Annotated in this window: 7 protein-coding genes; 5 read left to right on the plus strand and 2 right to left on the minus strand. The window is 32.7% G+C overall.

The window, feature by feature from the left end:
• Positions 1-145 precede the first annotated feature (145 nt).
• From ABJD66_RS12735 to ABJD66_RS12750, 4 genes are all read left to right on the plus strand, one after another.
• Positions 146-3,409, plus strand: a complete 3,264-nt coding sequence (locus ABJD66_RS12735) for a SusC/RagA family TonB-linked outer membrane protein (RefSeq protein ID WP_348132197.1) — start codon at positions 146-148, stop codon at positions 3,407-3,409.
• Between the two features lie 4 nt (positions 3,410-3,413).
• A complete protein-coding gene (locus ABJD66_RS12740) occupies positions 3,414-4,931 on the plus strand; it encodes a RagB/SusD family nutrient uptake outer membrane protein (protein ID WP_348132200.1) in 1,518 nt (505 codons plus the stop codon).
• A gap of 534 nt (positions 4,932-5,465) precedes the next feature.
• The gene (locus tag ABJD66_RS12745) at positions 5,466-8,654 is read left to right on the plus strand and encodes a TonB-dependent receptor (RefSeq protein ID WP_348132203.1); all 3,189 of its coding nucleotides are present in this window, start codon (positions 5,466-5,468) and stop codon (positions 8,652-8,654) included.
• 10 nt (positions 8,655-8,664) lie between these two features.
• The gene (locus tag ABJD66_RS12750) at positions 8,665-10,194 is read left to right on the plus strand and encodes a RagB/SusD family nutrient uptake outer membrane protein (RefSeq protein WP_348132206.1); all 1,530 of its coding nucleotides are present in this window, start codon (positions 8,665-8,667) and stop codon (positions 10,192-10,194) included.
• A gap of 146 nt (positions 10,195-10,340) precedes the next feature.
• On the opposite strand, the gene ABJD66_RS12755 is transcribed toward ABJD66_RS12750, so the two are convergent.
• Positions 10,341-11,042, minus strand: a complete 702-nt coding sequence (locus tag ABJD66_RS12755; protein ID WP_348132209.1) for a hypothetical protein — start codon at positions 11,040-11,042, stop codon at positions 10,341-10,343.
• Positions 11,043-15,314: a thrombospondin type 3 repeat-containing protein gene (locus ABJD66_RS12760; protein ID WP_348132212.1), complete on the minus strand. Its 4,272-nt coding sequence runs from the start codon at positions 15,312-15,314 to the stop codon at positions 11,043-11,045.
• Between the two features lie 283 nt (positions 15,315-15,597).
• Here ABJD66_RS12760 and ABJD66_RS12765 point away from each other — a divergent pair, with 283 nt between their 5' ends.
• The gene (locus ABJD66_RS12765) at positions 15,598-17,559 is read left to right on the plus strand and encodes a putative porin (protein ID WP_348132215.1); all 1,962 of its coding nucleotides are present in this window, start codon (positions 15,598-15,600) and stop codon (positions 17,557-17,559) included.
• The last annotated feature ends 152 nt before the right edge of the window (positions 17,560-17,711 follow it).

Consider the following 17,711-nt stretch of genomic DNA (forward strand, 5'->3'; position numbering starts at 1 on the left):
TTTTTTTGAAATTAACATTTAGGTAGGTATTTACTTATGTCGTACACTTTATAATTTTTAATTGTTAATTTAATTAACAATTATTGTTTGTTTCTTTAACTTAATTTTAAGATTTTTGTTGAACTAACTCAAAAATTGAAAATAAATGAGAGCAAAAGTAACTTGGATTTTAACACCCTTGTTGGTGTTATTAATGAGTTTCTCTTACGGACAAGAGAAAACAATTACAGGTAATGTTACAGATCAAGATGGTCTTCCATTACCAGGAGTTTCTGTTTTAGTTGTTGGAACAACAACAGGGACCCAATCAGACTTTGATGGTAATTATACTATTAAAGCAAAAGTAGGGCAAACTTTGCGTTACACTTATATTGGTCAAAAAGCAACTGATAGAAAAGTTGGATCAAGTAGCACAATTAACATTCAAATGGAGCAGGATGCTGAGGCATTGGACGAGGTAATTGTTACTGGATTTGGAAATGTTTCTAAAACATCTTTTGCTGGTTCTGCAAAAGTAGTGGCAGGAGAAAACATTTCTCAAAAGTCTTTCACAAACGTATCTCAAGCATTAGCAGGTGAGGCAGCAGGTGTTTCTGTTTTTAATACCAGTGGTCAACCAGGTAGTACTTCTACAGTAAGGATTAGAGGTTTTGGTTCTGTAAATGGTAGTCAAGCTCCGTTATACATCGTAGATGATGCGCCATTTAGAGGTAGTTTAAATGATATCAATCCAAATGATATTAAATCTGTAACTGTTCTTAAGGATGCATCTGCAACTTCTTTGTACGGTGCAAGAGGTGCTAATGGTGTAATTGTTATTACAACAAAAAGAGGTTCTGATACTGGTAATGAAATAAGTGTATCTATTAAAACTGGTGCCAATTTTCAAGGTATTGGTAGATACGAGACTATTGATTCTCCAGAAGAGTATATTGGTATTGCTTGGGAAGGTACTTACCAAAGAGGTTTATTGGAAAATAATGGAGATCAAGTAGCAGCAGTAGATTATGCTAATGCAAACTTATTTGAAGGTGCAAATGCAGATGTTTCAGATATTTCTCCAGTATACAATATGTGGAACACTAGTGATAGTGGAGCTATTGGAGTGTCAGAATTAATAGACCCTGCAACAGGTATGGTTAGACCAGGTGTAACTAGAAAGTATTCGCCAGAAGATTGGGAAGATTTTGCTTTTCAAAGTGCAAATAGAATTGAAGGAAATGTTTCTTTAGCTAACACAGGAGAAAACTCTTCAGTATATACTTCAGTAGGTTTCATAGATGATCAAGGTTATGCAAGTAATACAGATTATCAAAGATTAAATGCTCGTATCTCAGCAACAAATAAGTATAAAGATTTCATAAAAATGAATACTTCTTTAAACTATGCGCAGAGTGAGACTAATAACAATGGTACAGGAAGTTCTTCTTCTTCACAGTTTTGGTGGATAGACAACATTCCATCAATTTACCCATTATTCACTAGAGATGCTAATGGAAATAAAATTGACGATCCTATATATGGTGGTTCTCTTTATGACTATGGTTTAGAAGATGGTCGTGGTTTTGGTTTTGCTACAAATGGTGTTGCAGATTCTCAAATTAACATTAGTAGATCTAAAGACAACTCTGTAAACTTTACCAATGACTTAAAAATTACATTGGTAGAAGGTTTAACTTTAGATAATAACTTTTCATATCAATACTTTATGAGTGATGATATAGATTTAAATGAGCCTTTTTACAGTCCTGCTAAAGGTCAAGGAGGTGTAATTAACAGATCTAGATCAGAAACTAAAAACTATTCATTAAGAACAGGCCTTAGATATAACAAGTCTTTTGGTGCTACAAACTTATCTGCTTTTGTATCTCACGTAGCTACATCTTATAAGTTTAACTATTTAGAGGCAGAGCGCTCTAAGTTAGTAACACCTTTTGGCACAGATATTTCTAACGGTGTTGTAAATGCACCTAGTGATGGTTTTACTAGAGATGAAACAACAGAAAGTTACATTGCAAATGCTACGTTAGATTTTTCTAGTAAGTATTTTTTAAACGCTACATTTAACAGAGATGCCTCTTCAAGATTTTTGAATGAAAAATGGGGTAATTTTTATTCTGTTGGTGCAGCATGGGTGTTATCTCAAGAAGATTTTATGTCTGGTTCAAACTTTGTAGATTTCTTAAAAGTAAAGGGTAGCTATGGTGTTCTAGGTAATTCTGGTGTATTAACAGGTACTGCTAACAACTATTATCCAGGGTACAACTTATATTCTGTAAATAATTTAAATGATAACATATCATTAGCTTTTGCTACTAAAGGAAATCCAGACCTTACTTGGGAAAGTTCTAATCAGTTTAATGTTGGTGTAGAGTTTGAGCTTGGTGGTTTTGTAGATGGTTCTGTAGAAGCATATAGTAAATCTACTACAGATATGTTTTTTGATAGAAGAGTTGGTCCTTCTGTAGGCTATGCTTTAATTTCTGTTAATGATGGTGAGATGGTTAATTCAGGTGTAGAATTTGATTTGGATTTTAAATTGGTTCAAAATGATAAATTTAGCTTGTCATTAGGTATTAACGGTTCTACTTTTAAAAATGAATTAAAAGCAATGCCAATAGATCCGGCAACAGGAGAGCAACAAAAGCTTGATATAAGTGGAAATTATGGTCGTACAGTTGGTCGTTCTTTATATGACTACTATATGCCGGTATATGCAGGTGTTAATGTAGATACAGGTGCAGCACAATGGGAGCGAAGTTTCAATGATTTAGATGGTGATGGTGTTTTTGGAACAGGTGATGAGATCATAACAAATTTAACATCTTATACTAATGATAATCCTGACGCTAATGTAGTGCAAGATATTACAGAAGTTTATTCTGAAGCTGCGGATAAATTTATCAATAAAACAGCTATACCAGATGTAACAGGTTCTTTTAGGTTAAATGCTAGATACGGTAACTTTACATTGAGTACTTTATTTAACTACTCTTTAGGAGGATATGCTTATGATACTGCTTATGCCAACTTAATGGATAATGATTATGCAGGTACAAATAATTTCCACGTAGATATTAGAGATCGTTGGATGCAACCTGGTGATGTTACAGATATTCCAAGGCAAGATGCTAGATTTCAAATACAGCAAAGTGCTACATCTACTAGATTTTTAGTTAAATCTGATTATTTAGCATTAAACAATGTTAGATTAGGGTATACATTACCAAGTGACATTAGTAAGCAAATTGGACTTAAAAACTTAGATTTTTACATAACAGGAGATAATCTTGCATTTTTCTCTAAAAGACAAGGTTTTAATCCATCTACATCTATAACTGGTGGATCTTCAATTTACCGTTACAATCCATTATCAACTGTTGTTTTAGGTGTTAATTTAAAATTATAAAACTATGAAAACTTTAAATAAAATAATATACGCAGCAGGAGCTTTGTTGTTTATGAGCTCGTGTAGTGAAGACTTTTTAGAAGTGTTTCCAACAGAAACGTTGTCTCAAGAGCAAGTGAGTGAAGCTTCAAAAATTAATCCAGATGTTTCTAAGGCTACATTATTGGGTATTTATGAAAACTTATACCGTAGAGGTAGTGGAGGAACAACCAACCAAGAAGATTTTGGTATTACCACACAGTACATACAGTTAGATATGTTTTCTACAGATATGGCTCATTTAGGTAAGAGTTACAATCGTCAAACACAAATTTCAGAATTAACAGCTACTGTAGATCCAGATTCTGATTACAATTATAGACCTTGGAGGTTTCTTTTTAGAGTTGTAAATCTTTCAAACCTGGTTATAGATGGTGCTGGTGGTAATGATGTTGTTCCAGAAACAGAAAATCTTAGGTACACTGTTGGTCAAGCAAAAGCTTTAAGGGGTTATGCGTATTTCTTTTTAGCACATGTTTTTGTAAATGATATTTCAAACTTGTCTCAAGAAGCGCTTCCTATTTATACTAGTGCAGAAGACATAGATCAGCCTAAATCTACTTTACAAGAAGTTTTTGATTTAGTTATAAAAGATTTAACAGATGCTGAAACATTATTAGAAGGTTTTGTTAGAGAAGATAAAATTGAAATTAACCAAGATATAGTAAGAGGGTTATTAGCTAAAACATATGGAGCATTAAATAATTGGCCAATGGCTGAAGATTATGCAGAGTTAGTAGTTAACTCTGGTAATTACCCAATAATGACTGCAGATGAAGTAGCTTTATTGCCAGATGAAAGCGGTGCTGTTGGAGGTTTTAATGATATTAACTCAATCCCAGGTGTTATGTGGGGTATTGATATTACACCAACAGGTCAAGGTTTAGCATCTTTGTTTTCATGGTGGGGCTTTATGGATGTCTATAGCTATAGCTATGCAGCTGTAGGTAACTCTAAAGGGATGGATGCAGATTTACATGCTAATTTTAGAGATGATGATATAAGATTAAATCAATTTTCTGGAAGTTTACAGCCTTCAGGTAAATTTTATTATAAAGGAGCAGAGCTTAATGGTTTTGCGGCTTTCTCTGGTCCACAATCTAATATAGATTCAGATTCTCATTATATGAGAATAGCAGAAATGTATTTATTACATGCAGAGGCAGCAGCAGAAAATGGTAACGATGCAGCGGCTAGAACTAGCTTAAAAGCATTACTAGATTTAAGATTAGATGATAGTTCTTATATTGATGGTTTATCTGGTGCTGCATTAGCAGAAGAGGCAGCTTTACAAGCACGTTTGGAATTATTTGCAGAAGGGCAATCTTATTTTATTATGAAAAGAAGACGTGAAACAAGAACAAGAGGATCTAACTGGTTAGATTTATCAGGAGATTCTTTTAATCATGATGATGAGCGTTTAACTTATGAAATTCCACAAGAGGAAATTTTATTTAATCCAAATATTAATACTCAAAATTAATAGTTTTTTATTATTAAAATATTTTTAACCGCCAAGAGCAATTGCTCTTGGCGGTTTTTTTATGCTTTAAATTCACCTCTTCTTTATTGCTTGTTTTTTAATGAATTAACTAAACAATAGACAAGCTTACGTGTTAAATTAAAGTCGGTTCTTCTTACTTCTCATTTTAATTTTATTTACATTAAACTGCATATCGTTGTTGATTTAATAAGAAACATATCCTTTTTGTTTTGATTATTCAATAAAAATCAACTTTTTTTAAACTTTATTGTAATTAACAAAGTTTTTGTACGACAAAATTCAGCATAGATACTTTTTAGGTTACTGTTTTTCTTATTTAAAAAGATTTTTTGGGTAGTACTATTTCTTTGTAAGACAATGAATTTACTAAGTATCTATATTTTTTATTAAATAATTTTTAGCTAGCATTCATTATTTGTTTTTCAATTTAAAAGATTAATTAAATGTTAATCTTAGATAATCTGCTAAACAAAAGATTGGGTATTAGTTAAAGCTAACTCAAAACTAAATTAAATGAGAAAAAAAGTAACTTGGATTTTAACTCCCTTATTGGTGATGTTAATGAACTTCTCTTATGCACAAGAGAAAACAATTACAGGTAATGTAACAGACCAAGATGGTTTGCCTTTACCTGGGGTTTCTGTACTAGTTGTAGGTACAGCAATTGGTACACAGTCTGACTTTGATGGTAATTATACCATAAGTGCAAAAGTAGGTCAGGTTTTGCGTTACAGTTATATTGGTCAAAAAACCACAGATAGAACTGTAGGTGTATTAAGTACAATTAATCTTCAAATGGAGGAAGATGCAGAAGCGCTAGAGGAAGTTGTGGTAACCGCCTATGGTGTTCAAAAAAAGGAATCGCTTACTGGGTCAATTGCAGAAATTAAGTCTGAAGAAATTGCAAAAGTAGCTTCTGGTAATGCAGTAACTGGTTTAACAGGTAAGGTTTCTGGTGTTCAAATTTTTTCAAATTCTGGACAGCCTGGTACTGCTCCAACCGTAAGGTTTAGAGGTATTGGTTCTTTAAACGGATCTTCTGCTCCTTTATATGTTGTAGATGGTGTTCCGTATAACGAATCTATAACTTCGTTAAATCCTAATGATATAGAATCAATATCATTTTTAAAGGATGCTGCCGCTGCTGCTTTGTACGGTAATAGAGGTGCAAACGGTGTTATTATTGTAACGACTAAAAAAGGTGAGGCGGGTAAAGTAAGTGTAACTTTAGACGTTAGAACTAGTTTTACTAGCAGAGCAACCAAAGATTATGATGTTTTTGATGACGCTGGTGAGTATCTAGAAGCGTACCATAAAATGCTAAAAAATAATGATATTGTAGAGAATGGTACAGATGTAGCTACTGCAGGGCTAAATGCTTCTGCAAATTTATTTGATGGGCCTCAAGGTTTAGTGTATAACCCTTTTGGTGGGGATAGAGCTACGGTTATAGATCCTAATACAGGTAAATTAAGATCTGGCAATCAATTATGGACGCCAGATTGGGAAGATGAGTTATTTAATGACGGTAGTGGTATACAAACTTTATATGCAAGTATAGCTGGTGGAACAGAAAAGGCAACTTATTTCTTTTCGGTAGGTAATGAAGATAATACAGGTTATAACGTTAATACAGGATTTAAAAGGTTAACACTAAATATGAACCTTAGTTCTCAAGTTAGTGACAACATTAGATTGGGAATGTCTGCAAATTATGCAAACAGAGAGCAAACAGGTACTTTAACTAATAATATCACAGGTAATTTTGCTTGGGTTAGAAATATTGCTCCAATATATCCTGTTTTTGCAGTAGATCATGCAACAGGTGCTACAGTTTTAGATGACAAGGGAAATCCTCTTTGGGATTGGGCAGATGTTACTTCTCCTAATGCTACAGCCGGAAGACCATTTAATGGTTTTTCTAATCCTCATGCATTACAGACTTTAAATGTTAACAAATCTGTTAGAGACAATTTAACATCTAGAGCATTTGCAGAGATCAAATTTTTAAAAGACTTTACATTCACGTATAATTTTGGTTTAGACTTAGCTTTTTATAATACTACTAATTATACAAATAAAATTGTTGGTAGTTCTGCTTCTTCAGATGTTAATGGTAGGTTGTCAGAGCAATTTGGTAGAGGAACAACATACACAAACCAGCAACTATTAGGTTGGAAAAAAACAATTGCAGATGATCATGATTTAGATATTTTGTTAGGACATGAAAACTCAGATTATAATTTTAAGTTTTTAGACGCTAATAAAAAGAATCAATTTATTTCTAATGATATTTCTGCTAGTCTTTTTGCAGAAAATGACGGTGCTGGTAATGTAACTGGCGGACCAACAGAATATTTGTTAGAAGGTTTTTTTGCTAGAATGTTATATGATTTTGATAATAAATACTACATAAATGGTAGTTTCCGTAGAGATGGCTCTTCTGTTTTTTCTGAAGATAATAGATGGGGTAACTTTTGGGGTGCTGGTGTTGCTTGGAGAATATCTAAAGAATCTTTTATGGATAATGTAGATTGGATTTCTGAGTTAAAATTAAAGTCTAGTATTGGTCAACAGGGTAATGACTATGTGGGTTATCCAGATAATACAGCTGTTAGAAATTATGCTCCTTATTTAGATCAGTGGGATGTTACTACAGATGGTGAAGAGTTTAACTTAAGTAAAACTGTTTTAGGTAACAAAGATTTAAAATGGGAAACATCTACCAACTTTAATGCTGGTTTTGAGTTAAATATGTTTGATAATAGATTAAGAATAGAATCAGAATATTTTCAACGTAAAATAACAGATCTAATTTTTAATAGGCCATTACCAAATTCATCTGGCTTACCGTCTATCCCAGAAAATGTTATGGATATGCAAAACGTAGGTGTAGAGGCTAGTATTGCTTATGATATAATTAGAAGCAAAAATTTAAATTGGACTGTAGATCTTAATGCTACTCATTATAAAAATGAAATTACAAAATTAGCTCCAGGAAGAGATTTTATAGATCCAGGTACAGTGTACAGGTGGGAAAAAGGTAGTAGTGCTTTTGATTATTATATTAGAGATTTTGTTGGCGTAAACCCTACAAATGGTAACGCAATATGGTATACATCTAGTGAGTTTGAGGCAGATGGTACAACGCCTATAATTAATAACCAAACTGAAGATTATTCAGTAGCATCAGAAACTAATTTAGGAAAATCTGCTTTGCCAGATGTTAATGGTGGTTTTACATCGTCACTTACATATAAAAATTTAGATTTTAGCTTTGCGCTTTCTTACCAGTTTGGAGGGTATGCTTTTGACGCTATTTATAATGATGCTTTTGGTGGCGGAATTGGAGAAAATCTTAGTAGAGATTTTTATAAGACTTGGACTTATGATAATACTACAGCTAGTTTACCTAGAGTTATAGATGGTTCTAGAAATTATAATACATCAGATTTACTTTTAGAAAAATCAGATTTTATTAGCCTTAACGATGTTTCTATTGGGTATACTTTACCTAATGATGTTGTAGAAAAAATAGGTTTATCTAAAGTTAGAATATATGGTTTGGGTAATAACTTGGCTTTATGGACAGCTTCTGGTAGAGATGGTTTTGATCCAAGAGCAAGTGTTACTGGTGGTAACAACTCTGTTAGGTATGCAACGTTAAAGACGTTTTCATTAGGTTTAAATGTTAATTTTTAAAAGTATTAAAATGAAAAAAATAGTATTAATAACTGCAGTTTTAGCTGTTATGGTTAGTTGTAGTAAAGATCAGTTAGAGTCTGATTTAGAAAACATAGTTACAGATGCTACTATATCTGAATTAGCAGAAGAATCTCCAGAGGCATTATTGTCTACAGCTAGTTCTTTTGATGCAGGAACAATAAATAACATGCGTACTTTTGATGTAGCTGGTACAGGAGGTGATCATAACGATTACGGTCAAAAATCTATTGATGTTATGATGGATATTATGTCTAACGATATGATAGATTCTAACAACGGTTGGTGGTATGACGATTTGTATAAGTACATTGGTAGAACACAAGAATCTGGTACAGAAACTAATTTAATTTGGGACTATTACTACGAGATTATAAAAGGAGCTAACCAAACAATTACATTAATTGGTGGTTTAGACGAGTCTGTTTTAACAGAAGATTTATCTTATGTTTTATCTAGATCTAAGGTTGTTAGGGGGTTGGCATATTTACAGTTGATACAAATTTACCAAAAAGGGCAACCTGCATTGTCTGATGCTGGTGTACCTATAATAGATCCAACAGCAGATTTAATTAATGGGCCAGGTTTTGGAAGATTAACGGTTGGTGATGTCTATGGTCAAATTGAAACAGATTTAAAAGAAGGTTATGATGGGTTAGAAGGCTTTTCTAGGCCAGATAAAACAGTTATTAACCAGAATATTGCTGCAGGGTATTTAGCAAGATTTTATTTGTTATCTAAAGATTATAATAAGGCAGTTCAGTTTGCAGAAATTGCAAAGTCCGAAGGAGCTTTAGCTGCAGATCAATTGTTAGATGGTTTCCAATTTATCTCTAATACAGAATGGTTATGGGGTGCAGATATTAATGGTGATACATCATCGTTATTTGCTTCTTTCTTTTCGCAGATGCAATCTTATTCTCCTGTACAAAAAGCGGCTGGTGGTGTAACTCCAGGATACACGGGGCAATTAGGACATCATAGAACAGTAGATGTTAGGTTGTACAATGCAGTATCATCTACAGATATTCGTAGCAATTGGTTTGGTCCAGATAATGGTCAAATAGATCAGCCAAAAGAGGGTCAAATCTATAATTATAAATTTTATGATGATACTTTTTTTGAAGCAGATTATGTTTATATGAGAGTTTCAGAAATGTACTTAATTATTGCAGAGGCTAAAGCAGCTGCGGGAGATGATTCTGGTGCAGCTCAAGAATTATTTAACTTAATTTCTACAAGAGACCCAGAGTATTCTTTGTCTACAAATTCTGGATCTAGTTTAATGGATGAAATTAGATTACACAGACGAATAGAGCTATGGGGAGAAGGTTTTGGTTTATTAGATATGAAGAGATGGAATGTAGGTCTTGTACGTGATTTTGAAGGAACAACACATCCTAATAACCCAGCATCTTTTTATAATATTCCTGCTGGGGACGCAAGGTTTACTTTTCAGATTCCAGAAACTGAAATTAATTTAAATGATGCAATTACTCCTGCAGATCAAAATCAATAATTTAAAACAAGCATAGTTAATTGTTTTAAATAAAAAATAGTCCAAATATTGTTTTTGTATTAGGACTTTTAATTAGAATTAGTCAATAAAAAAAAGCTCTTAGATTTTTATCTAAGAGCTTTTTCATTATAAAAACTAAAAATTAGTTATTCAACTTTAAATTCAAATACTTCAGAGGACGATGTGTTGTCTTGACTATCTTTGGTTATTACTTTCCAATAATAAACTGTATTAGCAGTAACTGTTGCGTCTAAAGTTGTTTCTGTTGTAACTCCAATGCTGGTAGTTGGGGTGTTATTTGTTCCAAATAATATTTCATAATCAACTATATCATCATCTACATCTTCACCAGACCATTTTAAAGATACTGTAGTTGTTGTTGCAATAGTTGCGCCTCTATTAGGGCTTATAACATCAGCAGGAAAAGGAGCGTAGTTTTCCGTTCCAACTCCTTGGTTATAAAACTTCCAAGTTGCACTTGTAGCTGTTTCTGTTGTACCATTAGCTTTAGATACAATAAACCATTCATAAGGTGTTCCTCTATCAATAGTTATAGCATCAGAAGTAGTGGTGACTGTTTTAGACGAGCTATTACCGGTAGCTAGGTTTTTAATGTTAATTTCATAACTATCTGTATCGGCAGCAGCACTCCAGCTAAATTCAACAGAGCTACGAGTATCGCTTATAATAGCACCTTCATTACACTCGGTGTTGTTTTCAGGAAAAATAAGAGTGGTTGCTTTAGGTGTTGTAATTGGGTCTGGTTCTGTGCCTCCATCATCACTACCGCCGCCACAAGAGGCTAAAAGTAAGGAGCTAATGCAAGTAATTTTATATATTGTTTTCATTTATTTTCTAATTATTTTATAAGTAAGTATTGTTTGGTCAGTTTTTATATTTAACACATATATACCTCTTGCAAGAGAATCTACACTAAATTTTATAGCGCCATTATTAGTTTTATGATCTTTTTTATAAACCTTAGTGCCGCTAATTGTAAATAAAGAAATTTCTACTTGCTCAATATTTGGTTTATTTAACTCTATGGTTAAATCACCTCTAGACACAGGGTTTGGGTAAATAAATATATCTGAGCTAGAAATAATTCGTTCTTCGTATATACCTTGGCAATCTTTGTTAGTCTTAATACTAATTTTGTTTTCTATTTTATCTAAAGGCAATGTTATGTTGCTTTTAGTAGTGCTGTATGTTTTATCGTTAATATTGATGTTATAAACACTGCCGCCAGTTAAATTAAAAGTTACCTTATTTGATATAGAATTTACAGTAGTAGAAACACCTAAAGGTTCTGGTTCTAATATTGAAACTGAAAAACAATTTTCATATCCTGTTTGCCCTTCAACAGTAATACAAACAGTATAAGTGCCTAGTGATAGGTTGTTAAAAGAAACTGTATTAGTAAAAGATTTAGTTTCATTTATGTTACCAGTTATAGTTGCTGTATAATTAAGTTGTGTTTCAGCAGTAATATCAATAGATCCATTGTTGCTAGATATACAGCTTTCTGCAATTGTTTTTATTCTAAAGTTAGAAGATGGTAAAGAAAATACTTCACATCCATTTACATTTACAACTGTATCTATTGGTGTATTAGGGCAAAGGTCTACACTATCTATAACGCCATCATTATCATTGTCATTATCACAAACATCGCCAATGTTATCATTGTCTGCATCTGCCTGGTCTGGATTTGCAATTAAATTACAATTATCGTCTACATCTAAAATTCCATCATTATCATCATCAGTGTCGCAAACATCACCTATGCCATCACCATCTGTATCTAGCTGGTCTGCATTTGCAATAGTTGGACAGTTATCATCTATATCTAAAATACCATCGTTGTCATCGTCATCGTCATCTGTTTCTCCGTATAAAATAAAATCATCAATAACTACACCTTCTTGACTAACTCCTGGGTCAGAATGAAAAACAATTCTAAAAATTATATTTTCTTCAATACTTAAATTAACTTCTCCTAAAGCCGCATTAGCATTAAAATCGTAACTATATTCTGTAAAAGTAGTATTAGTACCTGTCCATTGTTTACCAGGACAATTTTGACAATCATCAGCAACTCCAGATAAAGCATTTGTTCTGTCGCTATTGTACCAGTTAGGCTGACTATTAATATTACCTAGTACTTTCCACTCTTCACCTTGGTCTGTAGAATATTCAACATAAACAATATCCCAGTTTTCTTCTAGGTCATAAGCCATTTTAAACTTTAATACTGGATTTGCTATTGTAGCTATGTTGTAACAGTTACTAACTAAAAATGCTTTAGTGTTATTTGGATGTTCACCATCTAAATTTGTTGCATATACATCTGTTCCAGAACTAGCGGTATTTAATAGCGTTCCTGTAGGTGTACCTTTTTCCCATAATGAAAGATCGCTAGACTCGTTAAAACTGATTAAAGCTTCCTCATTACTATCAAATGTGTTTAAAATACTTCCGTTACCTTCTTTATTAATATATATAGTTTTATTTTTTGAATTGTTTGTATTAAAAGTGTCATCAGTAACTGTGGCGGTAACCTGTAATGAGGTTTTGCCAAAACCTGAAGATGCAATACTTGGTAGGTCTATAGTTGTAGATTCTTCAAAATTTAAAGTACCCGTCCAAATAAAATTTTTATCGGTATTGTTTAACCCATAACTAAAAGTTACTTCTGTTATGGTGTTTGTCCCAATGTTTTTTATAGTTGCTGTTGGTGTAACGTCTCCGCAAATAATAGCATTTACATTTGGAGTTATAGAAGTTAAACTAACGTCATTTTCAGGATCTTTTGTTGGTATAGGGGATTGCCAAACACCTCTTCCGTAAGTGGCCGCTGTAATAATGTTATCTAAGCTGTTAATATCTATGTCTCCAATAGCAACGTTGGGTAGGTTTGTATCATATTCTTCCCATTCTGTAAGTGTATCATCTAACCTGTAAATTCCTAAACTAGTACCAATAAAAATAGGATTGTCTTGGTGTAATCCTTGGTGAGCAATACTAAAGTAAGCTTGGTCTGTTGGTAGGTTTAGAGTAATATTCTCTGATGTAGCATCTGTGCCGTCGTTAGTAATTTTGTACACACCACGATTAAATGGTTGGCTAGCTAATTCTATGCCCACTCTATTAGATGTTGTTGCGTAAAGTATAGAGCTGTCTGAGTTGTTAATTGCTAAATCAGATATAGCACCTGGTAAAGTTATGTAACTTGAGAAATTGATGCCATTGTCATCACTTTTATAAATAACATTGTTGTTTACAGCATAAAGAATATCGGGATTTAAAGGATCTGCTTCTAAATCTTCAATTTTACCAAAGCCTGCCGAAGTGCTTATTTTTACCCAACTAGTACCTTCTAATTTATAAATTGCATCAAAGCCAGCAAAAACTTCACCTCTGCTGTTAATTGTAATTGGGGTAATCCAATTTCCTTCAATATCTTTAGTTTCTCCATTAGTTGTAGTTTGTGGAGGTCCAATTTGCGCTATATTTTCTCCTGAGTTAGAAGATATATTTAAAGATCCGCCAAATTGAGTAAAACCGTATATTAAATTGTTGTTATTTGGGTCAATAGCATTGTCCATACCATCACCTCCATGGTAATTATTCCATTGGCTGTTATTAAATACATTGCCGCCATTATCTTGTAATCCGCCAATCATTTTAGACGAGTCATCTTTAGCAACAGATATTCTGTAAAACTGACTTACAGACATTCCGTTTGTTACATCTGTAAATGTTGTTGCACTGTTTTCAGATACATATAGTCCGCCATCACTACCACAAAAAAGTTTGCTTCCAAACATTTTAAGGGTATGTATATCTGCATGCGTATATGAGCTATTATTAGAGCTCCAATTATTTCGCCTGCTAAAACTATTTCCTCCATTGGTGCTTCTCCATATATTTAAACAGCCTGTAAATAAAGTGTTTTCATCTGTAGGAGATACTTCTAAAGCTAAATCAAACCAAGCTTGTTTAGATTCTAAAATATCTACAGTGTTAGATGTTTTTGTAAATACAGTTCCGCTATCTGTAGATTTGTAAAATCCTTGAAAAGAATAATCAGTATTGGCACTTAAAACATATACAAGGCTCTCATTTGCAGGTGTAACACCTAAAACTAGTCTTCCAGAGCTAGTAGGTAAATTGCTGGTTACTTGTGCAAATGTGTTTCCGCCATCGGTAGATTTGTAAAAATTATTAAAATCAACAGCATAAATAGTATCACTATCTCCAGGTTTAAGCTTAAAATCAGTAATATTTTCTTCTAATTTATTGGTCCAAGTTGTACCGCCATCTGTAGTTTGATAAAGTCCGTTGCTAGAGCCAACCCAAACAATATTACTATTTGTAGGGTCTATTGTAATTTCATTTGTAGTAAAAGAATTTCCAGAAGGGGTTGTACTTGGGTTTAAGCCTGTTTCGTTCCAGGTAGTGCCACCATCAATAGATTTAAAAACACCAATGCTGTATGAGTCTCTGGCATCATCATCACCTGTAGAAATATATATAATATTAGAGTTGTTAGGGTCTACAGCAATACCAGAAACACCAATTTGCAAGAAGTCAGAAAAAAGGTTTGTCCAGCTAGTGCCAGCATTTGTAGATTTCCAAATTCCACCAGCAGGAGCTCCAGCGTACCAAACGTTTTCGTTATTAGGGTCTACTGTTATGGCGTTAATTCTACCATTTCCAGGTAATCTACCAGGAAAAACATTGCTGGTAGATGGCCCTACTGTTGTCCAGCTACTTGTAGGGTTTACTTTGTTTGCAGTATTATTTTTAGCTAACCAAGAGTTGTATATTTCTTTAGCATTAGGTAAGGTTCCATTAGAGTTTTGGTAATAGCTCCAGTAGTTTTGCCACCTCATAAAAGGTTTGTATCCACTACCTTTTTCATTTTTGTTTCTGCTTTCCCAGTAAGTGTCAAAAGAAATTTTTAAATCGTCAATAGACAAATTAGAGTTATTTCCTTTTAATGATGTGCTTGTTTTTCCTTTTTTTAAATTTTTCATCCAAGGTGCTGCTTCATTAAACTGAGCAAAAGCAAAGGAGAAACTTAGTAGAAAAAGTAGGAATAGTTTTTTTGTCATTTTGATTTATTTGGTCTTTGTTATTTTATATGAGTAAACAATTTTAGTTTTCTTTAACATTTTAATATGCTATAAAAAGCTAAATATCCTAATTAATAGTGCTGTCTACAAGCTAATACGTGTTTATTCGTTAAAAGAATCTTAAAATTGAGTAAATCTCTAAACAAAACGCTTGTTAATAATCAGTATATTTTTGTTAGTTGTTCTTTGGTCAGTAAAACGTAACAAAACTTTCACAGATAATTAAATGTAAAAAATTACCTTTGCTTATATTTTTTTATAAATGAGATATATTATACTTGTATTTTTACTTTGGGGAACTGTAGTTTTTGCTCAAGATCCAACTTTGTCTAATAAAGATTTAGGTAAAAAACCTGGTAAAGTTTTAAAAGAGGGAGAAGAGGAAAAGCCTAGTGTAGAGGAGTATAAAATTTTTACAATTAAAAGGGATACTACTTTTTTAGACACAACACTTACAATACAAAAGGAGTATAAATACAACTACCTAAGAAAAGATGGGTTTGAGTTAATGCCATTTGCAAACATTGGTAAGCCAGCTAATGAGTTAGGTTTTGATTTTGATAACGAATCTATGTATCCTGCTTTGAGTACATCAGCATTAAATGCCAATTATTGGAGTGTTAATGAAATTAAATATTATAATGTTCCTACGCCTTTAACAGAGTTAATGTTTAAAACTACAATGGCTCAAGGTCAATTGTTAGACGCTATGTTAACTTTTAATATGTCGCCTCAGTTAAATATATCATTAGGTTACAAAGGCTTTAGGTCTTTAGGTAAGTACAATTATGATCAAGCTTCTTCAGGTAATTTCACCTTTACATCTAATTATACATCTAAAAATAATAGATATTTATTGTTAGCACATATAGCGGCACAAGATGCAACGTATCAAGAAAATGGAGGATTAATAGACGGTGAAACTCAATTTGAAACTGGAGATGATGAATTTACTAGTAGAGATAGGTTAGATGTGGCTTTTATAGATGCGGAAAGTGTTGTTTTAGGAAAAAGATATTTTTTAGATCATCAGTACAAGTTGATTAAAAAAGCAGAAGACTCAACAACCAGTTCTATTGCTACGTCTATAGCAGTAGGACACCAGTTTAGTTATGAAACTAAATTTTCAAAATTTAATCAAGATGATCAGTACGATTATTTTGGAGATTCATTTCTAAAAGAAACTAATGATAAGGCTCATTTGCAAACCACATACAATCAGTTAAACGCAACATTTTCTAATAGATTACTGGGGAAACTAAAAGGTTATGTAGGTCTTTATAATTACAATTATTTTTTTAAGAGTCTGCTTATTACACCGACGGGTACTATAAGTAATCAATTAAAAGGTACAGAAGTTTCTTTAGGAGCTGCTTATAGTAAACAAATAGGGGAGTTTAACTTAAATGGAGATGCGGCGTATAATATTTCTGGTGATTTAGGAGGTAGTTTAATTAATGCAGAAGCTACCTATATATATAAGGATAAACATCGTTTTACCGCAACCCTGCATAACGAGTCTAAAATGCCCGATTTTAATTTTCTGCTCTACCAAAGTAATTACCAAAACTACAACTGGCAAAATACCTCAAACTTTGATAAGCAAAATATAAACAGTTTGGCTTTCAAGTATAGTTCCAAAGCGTACGGTACATTGTCTGCAAAATATACCAATATAGATAAGTATACTTATTTTAAATCTACGGCCACACAAGAACAGATAGATGCTGGTCAGGAAAATGCATATATTAAACCATTTCAAGAGAGTGCATCTGTTGGTTATTTAAAATTAAAATATGGAAAAGAGTTTAAATTTGGTCGTTGGGCTTTAGATAATACAGTAATGTATCAAAATGTAACCCAGTCCAATTCCGTTTTAAATGTGCCAGACTTTGTAACCAGAAACACACTTTATTTCTCTAAAGATGTATTTAAGGGGGCAATGTTTTTACAAACAGGAGTTACTTTTAAGTATTTTACTGCTTATAATATGAATGCTTACAATCCTGCTTTAGGGGAATTTTACATTCAAGATCAAGAAAAGTTAGGTGCATATCCTATGTTAGACTTCTTTATAAATGGAAAAGTAAAGCAAACAAGAATCTATTTAAAGGCAGAACACTTTAATTCGTCCTTTACGGGCTACGATTTTTATTCGGCTCCAAATTACCCTTATCGTGACTTTGTTATACGTTTTGGGTTGGTATGGAACTTCTTTTCTTAATCTAATATTAGAATAACTCCCATTTATTACCCATTATACAAATAATTCTATAGGTTGATAATCGCCATTCAATAGTTAAAGTAATAGGGTTTAAGAGCGGTTAAAACTCGCGGACAGATATTTTTTAAAAAAGCATCAAAAAAGAATAGGTT

Origin of the sequence: Cellulophaga sp. (genome assembly GCF_039943695.1) — a bacterium.
GTDB lineage: Bacteria > Bacteroidota > Bacteroidia > Flavobacteriales > Flavobacteriaceae > Cellulophaga.

Bases quoted from the DNA above. Each gene is read 5' to 3' on its own strand.
- ABJD66_RS12765 (WP_348132215.1), top strand. From the start codon at position 15,598: ATGAGATATATTATACTTGTATTTTTACTTTGGGGAACTGTAGTTTTT.
- ABJD66_RS12740 (WP_348132200.1), top strand. From the start codon at position 3,414: ATGAAAACTTTAAATAAAATAATATACGCAGCAGGAGCTTTGTTGTTT.
- ABJD66_RS12750 (WP_348132206.1), top strand. From the start codon at position 8,665: ATGAAAAAAATAGTATTAATAACTGCAGTTTTAGCTGTTATGGTTAGT.
- ABJD66_RS12760 (WP_348132212.1), bottom strand. From the start codon at position 15,314: ATGACAAAAAAACTATTCCTACTTTTTCTACTAAGTTTCTCCTTTGCT.
- ABJD66_RS12745 (WP_348132203.1), top strand. From the start codon at position 5,466: ATGAGAAAAAAAGTAACTTGGATTTTAACTCCCTTATTGGTGATGTTA.
- ABJD66_RS12755 (WP_348132209.1), bottom strand. From the start codon at position 11,042: ATGAAAACAATATATAAAATTACTTGCATTAGCTCCTTACTTTTAGCC.
- ABJD66_RS12735 (WP_348132197.1), top strand. From the start codon at position 146: ATGAGAGCAAAAGTAACTTGGATTTTAACACCCTTGTTGGTGTTATTA.